The sequence below is a fragment of the Paenibacillus puerhi genome, from assembly GCF_009846885.1.
GTDB lineage: Bacteria > Bacillota > Bacilli > Paenibacillales > NBRC-103111 > Paenibacillus_G > Paenibacillus_G puerhi.
Genome location: NZ_WUWM01000049.1, coordinates 1 through 16993, shown reverse-complemented (window position 1 = coordinate 16993; position 16993 = coordinate 1). Strand labels below are relative to the sequence as shown.

16 protein-coding genes and 2 riboswitches are annotated in these 16993 nt (G+C 55.4%); of the genes, 5 read left to right on the top strand and 11 right to left on the bottom strand.

Translation table 11 applies throughout. The features are described 5' to 3' along the window. Positions 1–251: 251 nt before the first annotated feature. A complete protein-coding gene (locus tag GSF01_RS30140; protein WP_268893747.1) occupies positions 252–383 on the bottom strand; it encodes a hypothetical protein in 132 nt (43 codons plus the stop codon). A gap of 265 nt (positions 384–648) precedes the next feature. Here GSF01_RS30140 and GSF01_RS27780 point away from each other — a divergent pair, with 265 nt between their 5' ends. Both GSF01_RS27780 and GSF01_RS27775 read left to right on the top strand, forming a co-directional pair. Then, entirely contained in the window at positions 649–1680 is a 1032-nt protein-coding gene (locus GSF01_RS27780) for an acyltransferase family protein (protein WP_159888513.1), read from the top strand. A 195-nt stretch (positions 1681–1875) separates the two neighbouring features. Then, a complete protein-coding gene (locus GSF01_RS27775) occupies positions 1876–2346 on the top strand; it encodes a ribonuclease H-like YkuK family protein (RefSeq protein WP_159888512.1) in 471 nt (156 codons plus the stop codon). 115 nt (positions 2347–2461) lie between these two features. Here GSF01_RS27775 and GSF01_RS27770 read toward each other — a convergent pair whose 3' ends face one another. The 6 genes from GSF01_RS27770 to GSF01_RS27745 form a co-directional block, all read right to left on the bottom strand. Beyond that, a complete protein-coding gene (locus GSF01_RS27770; RefSeq protein WP_159888511.1) occupies positions 2462–3361 on the bottom strand; it encodes an aldo/keto reductase in 900 nt (299 codons plus the stop codon). 172 nt (positions 3362–3533) lie between these two features. Beyond that, entirely contained in the window at positions 3534–4475 is a 942-nt protein-coding gene (locus GSF01_RS27765) for an NAD-dependent epimerase/dehydratase family protein (RefSeq protein ID WP_159888510.1), read from the bottom strand. A 165-nt stretch (positions 4476–4640) separates the two neighbouring features. Next, positions 4641–5507: a MerR family transcriptional regulator gene (locus GSF01_RS27760; protein WP_159888509.1), complete on the bottom strand. Its 867-nt coding sequence runs from the start codon at positions 5505–5507 to the stop codon at positions 4641–4643. Between the two features lie 173 nt (positions 5508–5680). Further along, positions 5681–6556, bottom strand: coding sequence for a sugar phosphate isomerase/epimerase family protein (locus GSF01_RS27755; RefSeq protein ID WP_159888508.1), 876 nt, complete (start codon positions 6554–6556; stop codon positions 5681–5683). Between the two features lie 21 nt (positions 6557–6577). Continuing rightward, a complete protein-coding gene (locus tag GSF01_RS27750; protein WP_159888507.1) occupies positions 6578–7636 on the bottom strand; it encodes a Gfo/Idh/MocA family protein in 1059 nt (352 codons plus the stop codon). Positions 7637–7707: 71 nt separating this feature from the next. After that, a complete protein-coding gene (locus GSF01_RS27745) occupies positions 7708–9231 on the bottom strand; it encodes an amidase family protein (protein ID WP_159888506.1) in 1524 nt (507 codons plus the stop codon). 243 nt (positions 9232–9474) lie between these two features. Here GSF01_RS27745 and GSF01_RS27740 point away from each other — a divergent pair, with 243 nt between their 5' ends. Then, positions 9475–10353 carry a polysaccharide deacetylase family protein gene (locus GSF01_RS27740; RefSeq protein WP_235941778.1) on the top strand — a complete coding sequence of 293 codons (879 nt, stop codon included), beginning with the start codon at positions 9475–9477 and terminating at the stop codon, positions 10351–10353. 51 nt (positions 10354–10404) lie between these two features. Here the strand turns inward: GSF01_RS27740 and GSF01_RS27735 are convergent, their stop codons facing one another. After that, positions 10405–11502, bottom strand: a complete 1098-nt coding sequence (locus GSF01_RS27735) for an LLM class flavin-dependent oxidoreductase (protein ID WP_159888505.1) — start codon at positions 11500–11502, stop codon at positions 10405–10407. A 627-nt stretch (positions 11503–12129) separates the two neighbouring features. Between GSF01_RS27735 and nfsA the strand changes: the two genes are divergently transcribed. Together nfsA and GSF01_RS27725 are read left to right on the top strand one after the other, a co-directional pair. After that, positions 12130–12864 carry an oxygen-insensitive NADPH nitroreductase gene (gene nfsA, locus GSF01_RS27730; RefSeq protein WP_159888504.1) on the top strand — a complete coding sequence of 245 codons (735 nt, stop codon included), beginning with the start codon at positions 12130–12132 and terminating at the stop codon, positions 12862–12864. A 100-nt stretch (positions 12865–12964) separates the two neighbouring features. After that, positions 12965–13840, top strand: a complete 876-nt coding sequence (locus GSF01_RS27725; protein WP_159888503.1) for a M15 family metallopeptidase — start codon at positions 12965–12967, stop codon at positions 13838–13840. 68 nt (positions 13841–13908) lie between these two features. On the opposite strand, the gene GSF01_RS27720 is transcribed toward GSF01_RS27725, so the two are convergent. The 3 genes from GSF01_RS27720 to GSF01_RS27710 form a co-directional block, all read right to left on the bottom strand. After that, complete coding sequence (locus tag GSF01_RS27720; RefSeq protein WP_235941777.1) at positions 13909–14379, bottom strand: MEKHLA domain-containing protein; 471 nt, start codon at positions 14377–14379, stop codon at positions 13909–13911. 152 nt (positions 14380–14531) lie between these two features. After that, positions 14532–15332, bottom strand: coding sequence for a transglutaminase-like domain-containing protein (locus tag GSF01_RS27715; protein ID WP_159888502.1), 801 nt, complete (start codon positions 15330–15332; stop codon positions 14532–14534). A 13-nt stretch (positions 15333–15345) separates the two neighbouring features. Further along, positions 15346–15433, bottom strand: a riboswitch (cyclic di-GMP riboswitch). A 32-nt stretch (positions 15434–15465) separates the two neighbouring features. Further along, positions 15466–15552, bottom strand: a riboswitch (cyclic di-GMP riboswitch). A 141-nt stretch (positions 15553–15693) separates the two neighbouring features. Then, a complete protein-coding gene (locus GSF01_RS27710; protein WP_159888501.1) occupies positions 15694–16005 on the bottom strand; it encodes a hypothetical protein in 312 nt (103 codons plus the stop codon). Between the last annotated feature and the right edge of the window lie 988 nt (positions 16006–16993).

Here is a 16993-nt window from a genome sequence, read left to right as displayed (position 1 = left end):
CTTTGGACGTTGGACACTATAGAAATGAAATGCCGGGCGTCCATCAGATGTCTTTCTTATATTGTACAGGCTCTCGGTACAAAATGGAACTCCTGCCAGCTGCCCGGAGCCGGAGATAAACGAAGAACCACGGCCCCAGGCCGCCCTAGGCAGCACAGGAACCGCAGTTCTCCGGTGATTTTATCTTCACCCGCCCGATATCGGGTCCGAGTTATTGTAAGCGCTCTCTCCTCGGCGGAAAATGCGAACCGTTATAGCAGATGCAGCCGGTACAAATACCCGAATGCCGATTCTACCAACCGCATCCAACCAATCATAGACAGCCAAAGGGGGATACTTAGCATGACTCCGACAAACAAACCTACGGATAATCTTCCTTCCATGGCTTCATGCCTCCTTTTACCTGCGTTTCTTCACCGGGTCACATGAGCGTGGATCAACAGCCTGATCTGCTTCTGAATGTGGCTAAGAAAACGGGCGCTAATACGGATGCTACTTCCTCCCTATTATATGATGAAAGCGCTGTATATTGCACTTTATTTTTCAGAATTTTTTGAATTCTGAGTTTGTGAAAATAATCACATCATAGTGGAGGGCTGCGGCGTATACTGTCCGTGTAAGTAACATCCAGGAAAGCTGGGATTTGCAATGAACGAACCGTTAGTGAAGGCCGATACTTACTTTCTTAATACCCGTTTTTACCTGATTGTACTCGTCGTGATCGGAAATATGTTATTTCCGCTGCTATCCACCCACGCCGAGGCGCGGGCGGTCGTCATCGCTATTTTTATGTTTCACATGCCTGTATTCGTGCTGGTGACCGGATATTTCTCCAAGAGCTTCCCGCAGCATCCGAAGGCCGGGACTGTCCTTCTGAAGATCGCCTGCCAATATGTGCTGTTCCAGAGTGCGTACTCGGCGCTTGACTATGCTTTCTTTCATACGCAAGGCGTCGTCTATTCGTTCTGGGCTCCCTACTGGATGCTCTGGTTTCTGTTCAGCCACTTATGCTGGAAGGTGCTTCTGCTCGGGTTCCGCCGCCTGAAGCATCCTTTGGCCGCCGCTGTGCTGCTTGGACTAGCTGCCGGGTATGTACCGGTCGATGGCATGTGGCTGAGCTTCAGCCGTACGCTGGTTTTCTTCCCATTCTTCCTCGCGGGCTTCTACTTGAGGCCGGAGCCGCTCCTGAGGGCTGCCAGCATGCGCAGCGTGCGCCTGCTGGCGGGTATGGTCACGGCCGGGGCGTTCCTCCTGATCTGCACGGGTGTGGTGACCCTGCCCATCGACTGGCTGACCTCGGCCCGTACCTACGGGAGCCTTCGCCATCCGGAATGGTATGCTGCGGTCTACCGCCTGGGCATGTACGGGCTGCAGACGCTGACAGCGGCCGCTTTCCTGCTGCTGCAGTCGGACCGGGCAGGCAAAGCAACCGAGCTGGGCAGCCGCACCCTATATGTCTTCCTGCTGCACGGGCTTTGCCTGAAGCTGCTTGAGGCTGCCGGCTTGTACAGCCTAGGGACGAGCGGCCTGGCGACGGTCACGCTGCTTACGGCTACGGCCGTTCTGCTGACGCTGCTCTTATCCCACCGCCAGGTGGAGGCTCTGACGCATGCCGTGATCGATCCCGAGCCGGCAAGCTGGCTCCGCAAGCTGAAGCCGGTTCTGCGGCGCGCCTTGTAAGAACGAGCCTGGCGGCTTTCCGTTTCAGACGCTGCGAATTAACTAACAAAAGGACCGTACGGGGTGAGAGCCGTGCGGTCCTTGATTTGTTTTTTTACAGAACATGCAACAATCTGCGCACCTTAACACTATTTTTATTTTTTTTGGAGTAAACTAGAGAGGTGGCTTTCATCCGCCGAAAGGAGTGGAACACTCATGTTCATAAGCCCCAGCAGAGGTCATGTGACAATGGAAGATATGGTGCTTGATCTGCACCAGTATGTGCGCGAGGAGCCCGCTTCTCCGTACAAGATCGTCATCGGCACCGACTCTCACACCACCCGTCGCACCACTACGTTAGTAACCGCGTTGATCATTCACCGTATCGGCAGAGGCGCTCGTTTCTTCTACAGCAAAACAAGCAGCCGTCCGTTATTCGACCTCCGTACACGCATCTACAAAGAAACCGAGCTAAGCCTCGCTTTGGTTGATCTGCTTAATCGCAAGGGGATGGACGACCTGCTGGCCGAATGGCCGCTAGAGATCCACATCGATATCGGCCAACAAGGCGAGACCAAGGCGCTCATCCAGGAAATTTGCGGCTGGGTCACCTCCGTCGGCTACGAGACCCGAATCAAGCCCGAGAGCTTCGGCGCAAGCTCCGTGGCCGACCGGTTTGCGGAGTAAGGACGCTGGGTTTCAGTCCGGCGGTACCATTCCGTTACCCCAGGTAAAGTGCGAGAGACATGCCCGGCCCGAGGGATTCGGCGGGCATGTCTTTTTTCATGCATCCAGCCAGCTGCTACACGATATCCAGCGGCACCTTGCGCGCAGGTCCCGGGAACGCCCGGTCGAGTAGGCTCAGCTCCTCCTCAGTCAGCTTGATGCGGGCGGCTGCGGCATTATCCTCCACGTGCTGAACGCTCGACGCCTTAGGAATCGCTATCACGTCCTCGTCCCGAATGCACCACGCCAGCAGCAGCTGAAACGGCGTAATGCCATGACCCGCCGCGATCTCCTTCACGACTGGGTTGTGAACCAACTCCTGTCTTAGCGACCCGGCCTGTGCGAGTGGACAATAGGCCATAATCGGCATCGCCCGTTCCCTTTGCCACGGCAGCAGGTCGTATTCGATACCGCGGGAGCCCAGGTGATAAAGGACCTGATTGGTCATGCAGCCCCCTCCCCCCGGTATCGCCAACAATTCCTTCATATCGGCCGTATCCAGGTTCGAGACGCCCCAGCGCATGATTTTCCCCTCTCGGACCAGCTTCTCCATCGCTTCGATCGTCTCACTGAACGGTACATTCCCGCGCCAATGCAGCAGGTACAGATCCAGCCGATCTGTCTTGAGCCGCTTCAGACTGTCTTCGCAGCTCCGGGCCAGCCGATGACGACCCGCATTATGGGGATATACCTTGGAAACGAGAAATACCGAGTCTCTTAGTCCGGCAACTGCCTCGCCTACGAGCTCTTCGGCGCGCCCGTCCCCATACATTTCCGCTGTATCGATCAAGGTGAGTCCGAGCTCCACTCCCCGCCTCAGGGTACGCAGCTCCTCCTTCCTCTTGGCGGGACGGTCGCCTATATGCCAGGTGCCCTGCCCCAGTCGGGGCAGCCGCGTCCCATCGGGGAGCCGAACTCCTTGAATTTCGCTTGAAGGACCGCCAGCCTGACGGGAGGTTGTATTCGAGTCTGTCATTTGTCAGCCTCCTTACTTCTAGTCGTATAAGTTCCTTACCTATAGGATAGGCCTAAACGGCCCCGGAGTCCAACCTGTAGTCTTCCCGTCTAATGAACCACCCGCGCCTGCCTGGTCACTTGCATCCTAAGTTAGTACCTTTAACAAGCACTACGGTCGGCCGCCACATCCCTCACCCTCTGGGCAAGCCCGCTTCCTTCCTATACCACTCCACCGTCTGCCTGATCCCTTCCTCCAGCGGCGTAGGCTGAAGCCCGAACCGTACTGTGCACTTCCGGCTGTCGACGAGGAACGGCTTCTCCAGTTGATACAGCATCTCCACCGCCTCACGCGCCTCGGGCAAAAACAACCCGCCGAGCCTTAGCGTAAGCCGGTTCATGAACCGCACCCTATTGGGATAGCCCGCTGCTGCGTAGGCCATCTCTGCGAACCGCCTGACCGACACGGGCTCTGCGCTGGGCACATGCCACACCTCGCCAAGCGCCTCCTCCCGCTGGCCCGCCGTCGCCATCGCCCTGCCGAAGTCCCGGATAAAGGTGAAGGTATGCGGCTGATCCAGACTGCCGAACATCCGGGCCGGCTTGCCCTGTACGAGCGGACGGAAGAAGAGAGTTCCGAAAGCCGATCCCGCAGCATGCGGGCCGTAATAATCCGAGCCGCGAACGATAGCCGTACGCAGCCGGCCTGCCCGATGCGCTTCATGCAGCCGATCGGACAGCATGGCTCGCAAGCGCCCTTTTTTCGTAGTCGCGCTATAGGGCAAGCCTTCGTGTATTTGACCTTGTACCTCGCCGTACATATACAAGTTATCTGCGACGATCAACTTGGCACCCGCCTTGGCCGCACCCTCCACGATCCGCTCCTGCAGCAGCGGGAACCGCTCCGTCCATTGATGATAGGCAGGCTGGGCGCATTGGTAGACCGCCTCGGCGCCCCGCATCACCCGGTCCACATCCGACTCTGTATACAGATCCGTCCGCTCCACCTTCACACCGTCCGGCACCTGCGCCTGCCCCGACCGGTTCACCATCATGACCTCATGCCCGTTCGCAACAAGCTCCTCCATCGTATACCGGCCGATCGGACCGGTTCCCAAAATCACATGCTTTCCCATGCGCCACACTCCTTCACCTGTCTGCATTCTTATGGAATCAGAAAACCTCTACCTGGGCCATTCATCGATGAGGCGAATATTCTGTAACGCAAGAATAAACCCTCCAGTGGCTAGAGGGTCAATACGAATGTGATGGATGCGCAAGAAAAGGAATGACTTCGAGCATCAGAGCTTGGCAATGGGAAGCTGGAGCTCGATGAAAAACTCCTCCGGATCGATCATCTGGCTGAGATCCACGATGTATTGCTCAACGACGAGGCCGTCGGGTCTGTATCCATGCTCTTCCATCCAGGCCAGCATCCTGCTGTACAGCCGCTTGCAAACCTCGGGGCCGCTGATGCCCCGGTAACTTCCTGTCAAGTAATACCCGCCCGGGAGAATACGCAGAGAGTCGGCCGCGCCGGGCACCGACAAGCTGTCCGCCGCTATCGGCACGCATACCTCGGTGTCGGAGTCGGTATAAGTAACCTCCAGCCAATCATCATGGTAGACGGTCATGATTCTCCCATCGGGTGTCAATCCGAGCTGCTCTACCCTTCGAAACAGTTCCACGAACCGCTGGGTGTAGGGCTCCATCCCGGCGGGACCGCGGCGACGCTCGGACAGGACATGCCTGTCTTCGATAAACTTCATCTCCACATAGCCTTCCCCCCGGGCAAACGCCTGCTGAAGCTGGAGCTGCGCTTCCATCAGCTCCATCCGCTTCTCCATCGCATGGACGCGTGAGGTGAGCGTCCGGATGCGCTCCCTGGCCTCCTCCTGCTTCCGCTTCATTCGCTCCAGCGTGCAGCCCAGATCGCCGGCCTGGGTGATCTCGAGGATCTCCTCCAGCGAGAACTCCATGCTGCGCAGATCCTGTACGATCTTGATCTGGAGCAGCTCCCGGTTGGAATAATACCGATAGCCATTCTGTCCGTCGACCGACGCAGGCTTGACGACACCCAGTTGATCGTAATAGCGCAGCGTCTGGATCGGAATTTGGCATAGCTTCGACGCTTGGCCGATGGTGTAAAGCTGTTCATTGAGGGACATTTCGAGGGTCATCCTTCCCATTCATGCTCTTAACTTTACTATTCCACGCTATCGCCCAATCTCCTTTTGATCAGGAGTCCGGCCCATAAGCAAAACAAGACCGCCAAGGCTGTTCTCTCAAGGCCCTGACGGTCATCTTCTGTTGCGGCATTCCTGACTGCAATCCGGTTCTTTTACTTATACCGCTTGATAAATTCAACCGCCTTGCGGATATCCGCTTCAGGCTGCTGGCCTACCTCGCGCTCGATCGTCAGGTAGCCGGTATAGCCAATCTCCTGCAGCGCGGCGAAGTACGCATCGAACGCCACCTTGCCCTCGCCGAGCGGCACTTCCCTGAAAATCTCGCCCGAGCTGACCATCTGAGCGATCTTGCCGTGATCCATCGGCTCGAAGCCAAGGGCGCCGTACACCCCGCGGGGATCGACCTCCCGGAAGCGAACGCCGTCCTTCACATGGGTATGCACGATATAATCCTTCAGGATGCGTACGCCCTCTACCGGATCATCGCCCGTCACCATCACCATATTGGCCGGATCGAAGTTAACGGACACGCCGTTCGTGCTGAGCGTATCCAGGAAGCTCTTCAGATGCGCCGAGCGCTCCGGGCCTGTCTCGATGGCGAAGTAAGCGCCGACGCTTTTCGCATACTGCCCCAGCTCCTCACAGGAGGTCTGCAAAGCCTGATATACCTCGCCGTTCCTGTCGTCAGGCACGATGCCGATATGGGTCGTCACGATATTCGTGCCGAGATCGAGCGCCAGGTCAAGTATCCGTTTGGACTTCTCGACCTTCCCCGGGTTCGCCTGCTTGTCCTGGAAGCCATGACCGCCGAGGTCGCCGCAAAGCGCCGAAATTTCCAGACCAAGGTCTGCGATATAAGCGCGAAGCTCCTTCCGGGCATCGGCCGACAGGTTCGCCGGGTCCATCTCGCCGCTGACCGCGTAGATTTGGACGCCGTCGGCTCCGACCCCCTTCGCTTTCTTCAACCCCTCGCGGACGCCGATCTGGAAGCTGTCCACGATCACACCGATTTTATTCGTGAGTTTCATGTCTGCACCCCCTCCGCGTGTTTAGAAATGAATTTCCTCGCCCTTGACGCTTGAATCATAGATCCCGCACAGGATTTTCGTAATCTCCAGCCCGTCCTCCACGGGACTGATCAGCTCGGCACGGCCTAGGCAGCAGTTCACGAAGTGATCGATTTCGTTCTGGAAGCCCTCCTCCATATGGAAGCCAGGGTAGTCTACCTGCGGCTGAATATTCAGGATCGTATTATGCTTTTCCGTAGCGATTATGAAGTCGGGCTCGATCTCGGCGCCGCCTTTGTCGCCATAAATAGTAACGGATGAGACCGTGTTTTTCTGATGCAAGGTGAAGCTGACATCGACGAACAGCGAAGCGCCGTTCTCGAAGCGGATCAAGGCATTGGCCAGATCCTCCACCGTATTTTTGGAAGCGTCGTAGTCGGCCGCTTTGTAGAAGCTCAGATTTTCGATATGCGCACGATTGCCCAGCTTATGGTACGTATTGCCGGAGACCGACTTGACCTTGGGGCGGCCCATCATGTACCAGCACAGGTCGATGATATGTACGCCGATATCCATCAGCGGCCCGCCTCCGGAGCGGTCTCGGTCGGAGAACCAGCCGCCGGGATTGCCCAGACGTCTGAGGATGGAGGCCTTCGCATAGTAAATGTCGCCCAGCTCTCCCGCATCGATAAACTGCTTCAGCACCTTCGCGCTGCCGCTGTAACGGCGAACAAAGCCAACCTGCAGCTTTTTGCCCGATCGCTTAACGGCTTCCTGAAGCTCCTCGGCCTTGCCTATGTCGGTGCTCATCGGCTTCTCCACCAGCACATGCTTGCCGGCATCCAGCGCAGCGATACTGATCTCCACATGGGTATTGTTCCAGGTACAGATGCTGACGGCCTCAATCTCCGGGTCAGCCAGCAGCTCGCGGTAGTCTGTGAACACCTTGCTCGCGCCGTACTGGGCAGCAACGCTCTTCGCGCGCGCCTCCACCAAATCACAGATCGCAACCAGTTCCACTTCCGGATTTTTCGCATAAGCATTCAAGTGAGCGGATGAAATAGACCCCGCGCCGATCACGGCAATTTTCAATTTACTCATGTGTATATCCCTCCTCCAACCCAAATCGTACCATAAGGGTCCAGACGTGATAATACGCTTATTTGCCCTCTTTATGTCTCAATTTGCTGCCGGGGAGACTTGACCATACCGGATGACACCTCATCCAACCGGGGCGGAAAACGATGGCGAGTCGCTTGTTCGAACCCGTATGCCAGTTGAATGAGCGTAGGCTCGCTGAATGCTTTGCCCGAGAAGACGACGCCAAAGGGGCCCTGGGTAGGGTCTCCGTCGGCATCCACGACTCCTTGCTTGGAGTATCCGGCCGGGACGGATATCAGCGGATATCCCAGCCGCGCAGCCGGATACAAACCATCGACATCGCCAGGCAGCAATAAAGCATCCAGCCGGGACGTATCCAGTACATAGTCGATTCCTTGGCGAAGCGCCCCTTCCCTATACGCTTGCTTTTTCTCCAGGTAGGTTTCCTCCGTCCATTCGATCTCCTCCGACCGGATTAACGTGTCCTGCCCATACCTCAGGGCGATGTCCGAATGCTGTTTATTGTATTCAATCAATTCCCGTAAGGAGTGAACCGGGACGGAATCCGCTACTTGGGACAAATAGTGATTGAGCCCCTTCTTGAACTCATAGCAGATGACCTCATTATTCCAATCCGGCTGTTCCGCTTGGATGCTGACCGGGTCGATCAGGGTGGCGCCTTCTTCTCTTAGAGTCGCAATAGCGGCTTCCATGATCGCGAGCCTCCCCTGGTCCAGATGCGTATAGTATTGTCGGGGAATGCCTATCCGGGCATGCTTTAACAAAGCCCCATCCAAGAAAGGAGTATAGTCGGTAAAGCTACGGCTCCGACACTCCGTGGTAGCCGGGTCTTCCCCATCCGGTCCCGTTAAAGCGGCTAGCAGAATAGCGGCATCCGACACCGTTCTGGCTATCGGTCCGGGAGTATCCTGGCTGATCGAAATCGGTATGATCCCCGTTCGGCTCACTAAGCCCACCGTAGGCTTGAGACCCACGAGTAAGTGTTGACTGGCAGGACCGACGATAGAGCCGGCTGTTTCCGTTCCTATAGCTGCCGCTGCCAGATTGGCGGCCACGGCGGCCGCCGAGCCGGAGCTGGACCCACTAACGAACAGTTCGCCAGGTCCGTACGGGTTAAGCACCAACCCTCCCCGCGAGCTAAATCCCGCCGGCATGCTCCCCGACATAAAATTGGACCATTCCGTCATATTCGTTTTGCCAAGCAAGACCGCTCCAGCCGATCGAAGCTTCGCCGCGACGAAAGAATCCCGGGCCGCAAACGACTCGGCTAAGGCTACGGACCCGGCACTGGTTCGCATGTTATCGTGCGTATCGATGTTATCTTTCAATAGGATAGGAATGCCGTGCAGGCTGCCCCGGCTCCCTTTTTCCTTACGCTCTTTATCCAGGGCCCTCGCAATGTGCAGAGCGTCCGGGTTGATCTCGGCTATCGCATGGATCAAGGAATCGTACTTCGCGATGCGGTCCAAATAAACTTGAACGATGTCTTCCGAGCTGATCAGACCCGCTTCCATAGCATGCTGCAAGCGGGAAATATCCGCTTCTATTATCCATTCCTGTAGATGAATGCTCACTTGAGCAGCTCCTTACCATGACCATTTTGGGGTTTATAACCCAATCTTATCATAAGGCCTTGGATGAAGACATGGATAGAATGGCTATATCCCTTCTTGCCGTATCCGGCGGGCAAGCCTTTCGTACTCGAAGGAATGGGATCTATCGGGCCCTGTAACCAGGCGTGCTACGCTTGAATTTATCCGCTGGAATCGGTTATAACTGTCTATAGGCGCCAACTAGGCGCAAAGGAGATCCTAATTATGACGCGACCGCTCTTATTCGGCCTGCTGGCAACCGTAATGCTGGCAAGCCTCCTGCAAGCCTGGCCCTCCCAAGTTAAGGGGCTCTATCGCGATCAGGTCGCCGTACTGATGTACCATCATGTCGCCGATGACGCCGAAAGCTCAAGTACGGTCAGTACCTCCTTGTTTCGCAACCAGTTGTCTTATTTAAAAGCAAGCGGCTACCGCTTCATCACCATGCAGGACTTCATCCGCTATTACGAGGGGGGGAGTGTGCCGGAGAAGGCGGTGCTCGTTACCTTCGACGACGGTTATCGCAGCTTCTATACCAACGCCTACCCGATCCTGAAGGAGCTGGACGTTCCGGCTGTCAACTTCGCCATTACTCAGGACCTGGCCGATCCCGACAGTCCCTCTATCCCGACCCTTAAGGTGGAGCAAGTCCGCGAGATGCTGACCTACCGCCCGGGGATGTTTGACGTGCAATGCCACACCCATGGGCTTCATTATAAAGTCGGTCATGATAGCGCTCTGACCGGTCGTCTGCCAACCGAAGCGGGTCTGGCGGAAACCGACGAGGAATATGCCGCCCGTATCCGTCAGGACAGCTTGGCTTGCGCCAGGGAGCTGCAAGAGTTGTATAGCGACCCAGGGGCCGCCCAGACCTACGCTTATCCGTATGGCCTACACTCCAAGCCCGCTCAGTCGTATATCCGGGAAGCCGGCTTCCGCTACGCGTTCACGATCGTAGGCGGCATGGCGACCCGGGCCGTCGACCCGATGGCTATTCCGCGCATCAATGCCGGTCATCCCGGTATCGAGCCCGAATACCTGGATAAGTCCATCCAGCTCCGTATCCAGCGCACCCCGCGTCAAGGCAAGCCGGGAGACGCCTGACCCGGCCGGACTGGATGCTCCAGGCCTTGGTGACGCACCTAGGGATAGGCGTCAGCTTCCTTCCTGCTCCTCCGTCAGCTCGAAGGCTTGCGCCAACAGCTCGTACGATTTCAGCCGCGCCCCGGCGTCTGCTAAGAAGGTAACCACGATCAGCTCTCGTACCCCGTATGCTGCGGCAAATTCAAGCATCTTCTCCTTTACCGTGGCTGGCCCTCCGACAAGCATCCGGCTGCGGTTAACCTGGATCCGCATTCGATCCCATTCGGTATACGGATAATCCAGCGCTTCCTCGTACGTAGGAAAGGGCCGTCCGAACTGTCCCTGCTCCAGCAGCAGCAGACCCAGGTCGACCGGGAAGGCCAGCCGCTCCGCCTCTTCATCCGTATCCGCACAGATGACAATGACGCACACATTTGCGTCAGGCTCGCTTCCGAGAGGTCCAGGCTGGTAGCTCTCGAAGTATCCGCGCAGCGATTCATGACCGCCGTCCCCGTTAATGAAATGAGCAAATGAAAACGCCGCTCCCAGCTCTGCGGCGCGCTCCGCACTGTAGGAGCTGGAGCCGAGCAGCCAAATCTCCGGCTTCGTGTCGATCAGCGGGGCAGCCCGGACGCCTTCGAACCGGTGGCCAGGCTCCAGCCGGTCGGCCAGGAAGCCGCCGAGGTCGCGGAGCACCTCCGGGAACTGCTCGTCGCTCGGCTTGGCCCGGCCGTAACGCAGCGCCTGTGACGCGATCGGCATCCCGCCCGGCGCGCGCCCGATCCCGAGGTCGATGCGGCCGGGATACAACGCCTCCAAGACGCGGAAGTTTTCCGCGACCTTGAAGGGGCTGTAATGCGGCAGCAGCACACCCGCGGAGCCTATGCGGATACGGGAAGTATGCGCCCCCAACGCGCCGAGCAGCACCTCCGGCGACGACCCAGCAAGGCGCTGCGTGTCATGATGCTCGGACACCCAGAAGCGCGAATAGCCCCAGCGCTCGGCCAGCTTGGCCAGCTCGATGGTGCGGCGGAAGGCATCCGTCGGCGTCTCCCCTGGCAGAAGCGCGGACTGGTCCAGAATGCCCAGCTTCAGCTGCTGCTTCTGTTGCTGCTTCTGTTGCTGCTTCTGAATCCGCTCCTGATATGGTTTCACAGTTTCTGGCCTCATACTAACCCTCTCCTCACACACCGGTTTGTATAGGATCATTATACCGGGTGAGCTCGTCCGCACCTAATCCTATCCTACTCGTATGCCGCCTTCGTCCCCAGATGGATGCTTGGATGGATGCCGGTGAACCCATTTTCATGCAACGGTACATCTTTTTGAGCAGAAACTGAGGGACATCCTATACATCCCTGCATATCTACTGGTGTTTCCCACCGATTCATCCTTTTTTTCCAATTGAGGAGAGAAAGGATAGGTATTTAGCTCTATTAGGAGAATAAGTTGTGAAATTCCTGTATGTACGCAGGCTGTTGTCCCCCTCCCTTCCGTTTCGGACTTGACTGACGCTATCAACCTAAGGGACCCTCGCAGAGAGGAACTCGTGTTAGGCATTGAGTGTGGAGCCGGGCCCAAAGAATTAATTTGTACTTGAGGCGGATCTGTGGAACCTTTAGATATGCCTGGACTCCAAACAGGACACACTAATCATCTGGCTTCTAACCGGCGGCCAGGCTCCAACCAGTCGGCCAGAAGCAGCCCAGATCCCGAACTGGTTTGACTAGGCAAAAGGCACTCCAGTAGAATGAGTACAGGAAGTACACGGACGTTAAATGGAGGTTAAGTAAGCATATGAACGCTGTTATCGAATTGCTCCAACGCCACCGTTCTATCCGCAAGTTCAAGCCGGTCCCTCTCACTTCGCAGCAGATCGAGGCCATTGTGAGCTCCGCGCAAATGGCTTCCACATCCAGCAACGTCCAGGCTTACAGCCTGATTGCTATCCGCGATGCTGCGACCCGAAGCAGGCTGGCTGAGCTGGCAGGGAATCAGGCCTATGTCGCCGACTGCGGACTGTTCATCGTCTTTTGCGCTGACCTTCACCGGCTTGAAGAAGCGGCCTCTCGTCATGAGGAGTCTTTTCATACGAACACCGAGAGCTTACTGGTCGCTACCGTCGATGCCGCGCTTGCCGCGCAAAATGCTGCCGTAGCCGCCGAATCGCTCGGACTTGGCATCTGCTACATCGGAGGGATCCGCAGCGAAGCGGAAAAAGTCAGCAGCCTGTTGAAGCTTCCAAAGCTCGTCTATCCGGTCTTCGGGATGTGCATCGGTACACCGGATCAACAGCCTTCGCATCGCCCTCGTCTTCCTCAAGACGGGCTTCTGCATTGGGATGCCTATGAGGAGGAAGCGATGCAGGCCGGGATTGACCGCTACGACCGCACCATGCACGAGTACTATAAGGAAAGAACGCAGGGGAAGACATTGACCACCTGGTCGCGGGGAATCGCTGACAAATATAAAAAGCCCGTACGGGCTCATATGAAGTCTTTTCTGGAGGCGCGCGGGTTTAAGCTGGAGTAACTCACCCTCAGATAGATGGGCTTGAAACTTTAAGGAGCCGAGTACCGTCTATAAGATTGCTGCAACACTTATCGACGACTGACAGAAAGGAACACCACTCATGCGGAACTCATATACAAGCCGATTGGCTAAGGCCTTGCTCGCAAGCACGCTGGTGCTCACGGCCGGCTGTACCGGGGCTGCCCTGACCGAACCGGGCTCGTCTCCTTCCCCCGCCCCGCCGGCCCAAACGCCTGCGAACGGCAGCACGGGTGAGGGAAGCAAGCCTGCCGATCCAGGCACCAAGCCTTCGACTCCGGCAAACGAGCAGCCACCCTCCGCAGGAGGGGCAGTCACCCCGCCAGCCAACAGCGGAGGCGGAGGCGCTATCCAGGTAATCGCCAAGCCCGCCGAGATCGCCGTGCTCGTAAATAAGACGAACAAGCTGCCTGAGAACTACAAGCCCCAGGATCTGGTCGATCCGGATGTTCCGTTTGTTTTCAAGGAGAAGCTGGAGAAGCGGAAGATGCGCAAGGAAGCTGCTTCGGCTCTGGAAAAGCTGTTCCAGGGAGCCAAGGATGCCGGTCTGCCGCTGGCAGGCGTGTCCGCCTACAGATCCCACGCTACCCAAACCGCGCTCTACAATAATTATGTGAAAAAGCACGGCGAAGAAGAAGCTAACAAGTTCAGCGCCAAGCCCGGTCAAAGCGAGCACGAAACCGGACTTGCTATCGATGTGGCCGGCGCGAACGGCAAATGTCCGGCCCAGGATTGCTTCGGCGCTACCCCAGAGGCCAAGTGGCTGGCCGAGCATGCTCACGAGTACGGATTCATCGTCCGTTACCTCAAGGGCAAGGAATCGATCACCGGCTATCAATACGAGCCGTGGCATCTGCGTTATGTTGGCGTCGAGCTTGCCAAGGACATCACCAAGCAGGGCGTGACGCTTGAAGAATATATCAGCAAAGGCGTCCCAGTCAGCAAGCCGAAGAGCTAAAGCAAGCCTGCAAAATCAAACAAAGAGCTCTGTGCGACCCGCATGGCGGGATGCTCAGAGCTCTTCTTCTAACCGAGCCTCCGGTAACTGGAAAATGCTGCCGCCTGGCCGCAGCGCTTCCCCGCTTCATCCAGCACGTTCCACACCGTTGCTTGTTCGATGACAAATCGGGCGCCGCTGCCGGATATGCGAACGCCGCTGTAATCGCTGACGAACCCTTTCTCCCGTACCGCCTGCATGAAAGCCTCGCGAACCTCCCTTTCCATGGGCTCGGCCGTTAGTCGGGAAGGCATGCGGGTGAAGGAATCCCAATCCATCTCCCACAGCTCGAGCGCCAGACGGCTGCCGAAATTCAATACCGGGTCCGCCTCTACGCCATGAGACAATATATACAGCGGAGCCAAAAACAAGCGTTCCGCGGCCGTCTGCGGACTTCCGTCCTCTACCAGGAGGCTGCCGGTCCAATGTCGGTAGCTGTTCATCACCCGCAGCGCATGCTCATTCGTAACGCCGCTCCCTGAGCGGGTTCCTCTCATCATTTATGACCTCCTGCCTATTCGCTAGTTTGCTAGAATAATTCGCCTTGGCCTCCCGCTATTCCTCCATTGGGCTACCTCGATAAAGCGAAAAACCCAAAGCAGAGTGCTTTGGGTTAGTTCTGTCTGTTCATTATAACGAACAGCATATGCTGTTAATAAACCTTCGTCACCTTATACTCGCTTGCATTTTTGGCAAACGTTCCGCTCCCTGTACCGGCGTCCACCGTCGTGTCGACCGTCACCCATGCGCCGTCCAGATAAATTTCGTTCCATGCATGGTATTCCTTGACATGATCGGATGACCCCATGACCAGCTTGGTCGGAATCCCTACGCTTCTGTTCATAGCTGCGAACAAGGAGGCGTAATCGTAGCAGATGCCTTTTTGAGCGGCAAGCACCTGGTTCAAATTCGGAATATATCCTGTCGACACATTGGCCGCCAGATCGAAATCATAAACGATCGTTTTGATCAAATAATCGTATATCGCCTGCGCCTTCTCGCGTTCCGTTTTCTTGTCTCGGGTCAGCTCGCGGGCTTTTTCGATCACGGCATCCGCTTCGTTCCATTTAATATTTTGAACGGAGTTCAGATATACGGCCGCCTCATTCTTCATTTGAAGATCGAGGGTATCGCTATGAACCGTTCTGTATTTGTTCCCCGTTACTTGCTGAAGAACCGTAATTTTATATATTCCGTTATGAAGCTGCAGCGAAAAAAACTCTTCTTGCCCCACGGCACTCAGATCATACGTGTAGCTTACGTTATCCTTGCTGACCATCAGCTTGGTTTTCGCTGCTGACGGGCTTTTGTAGATGATTCCGATGACGCCCTGCTCCAGCTTCCCGGTATTCAGCCACGAATCGGAATCCTCCTTGGCAGCCGCCCACGCAGCAGCCGGTAAATACAAGGTCAACAAACATACGGCGACGATCATAGCTATCCATTTACGCATACCTAAAACTCCCTTCGGTAGCTGGCTGCCATGCTTCTGACGAAGAGTAGGCCCTTTAGCTTTGCGTCCCTGCCTTTCGGACAGGTTTGCCTTTATCGGTGCTAAGCTTTATTGAAATGCAAAAAACAATCCGTTCGGTAGCTGGCTGTCTTGCTCCTGGCGGAGGGTAGACCCTATAGCTTTGCGTCCCTATCTTTCGACAGGTTTGCCGTTTATCGTGTATCGCTTAATTTGATAGTATCATATTTTCGGGAGAATACAAGCTCTTTTTTGGTATTTTATGCCTATCGCGTTCAAATTTCGATGAATTTCGACATTATTTTTATGGATAATGCGGGCTAAGTAGAGTGGAATTGGGGTTTTAGTAGAGAGGTTTTTTTAGTAGATGGTCCGTGCGTTGATAGATTGATGCTGGAACAGTGAAGCCGGGAAAGGGATTCGCATCCTCCCACTGTTCCTCCGCAAGTCGGTCGAAGTCCAATGTTGGACGTTGCTGCATTTGCTCCACTATTTCCCTACGGTAGTAAGCCGTAACTTCTTTCTGTTCCAATTCGCCGCGCATCAATCCGTAAACCCTTTGTTGCAGTTTCGGTTTCAGTAACTCAACAGAGATTGCATGAGCACAAAGGTACAGACTGTTGAGTCGCGGCGGATACTTAACTAACACGCTCATTGGGATTTTCCATCCGGTTTATCACGATTTCAAATCTCGTTAATTCGCCTTCGATTCTCACCCCACACCTTTGTAACAATTTCAACCTCTTGTCATACACTCTGCAATATCCGGCTACTTGTCGCTGATGTCGCTTGTTGGAGTAGAACGTCCCTTTCCGCTTCTTCATGTTCCGCCCTGTCAATGACACGACGAACAGTTCAGATAAGGGTAAAGGAATGTGCACGCCACTTCTGAACGAACATGCAAAATGTCCGTTGCGTTATTCTTAATCTCCGAAATCCAAGACTGGAAGTGAATACGAGAATCGGGTGGGCATTCTAGCCGAAGCGTAAGCTTCCTTGCTAATCGGGCATAAACGAGTTGATACGAGAGATATGCTCAGTGCTTACCCTCTCTCACTCGTACTCGGTACTTAAATCCCTTGTCCATAACGTAAAATGCGGCGTTGTAGTAGTTACAAAGCCACTGGCGAAGTGGATTGAAGAACGTCCAATACACATTCGGAAAGTCCACTACAACACGGTCAATTGATAACTTCACACCTTCCATGTCAGCCCCCACCGGAAATTTTTCAACAAATTTCCGTCTATAATTAAAGGGCAAGGTGGCTAGCCTTCACGATGCCTTACCTGTATATCTGGCACGTTACCAGAGTGTTCTTGCACAGTAATAATCGCTGTAAAGGTCAGTTCAGTTGCGGTCAGAACAACACTCTTCAAGATTGCCACCCTACTATGAATAGTCGTGCTATCCTTCCTAGAAGATGCGCCTTCCTTTTCCCCCTCTATATCGCAATAGGGTATTTTACAGTTGCGACTCATTTTTGAAAAAAACGTGAGAAAGCGAAGATAACAAAAAACGTAAGCGTCTAACAAGAAGGTGTATTCCAACTCAGTCTAGATTTTGAGACAATTCCGTTAGAGTAGTCGTTGGAGTTTTTCGACTCTACTCGAAAAACTCTAATGGGAGTGTGTCCAATTGCAAA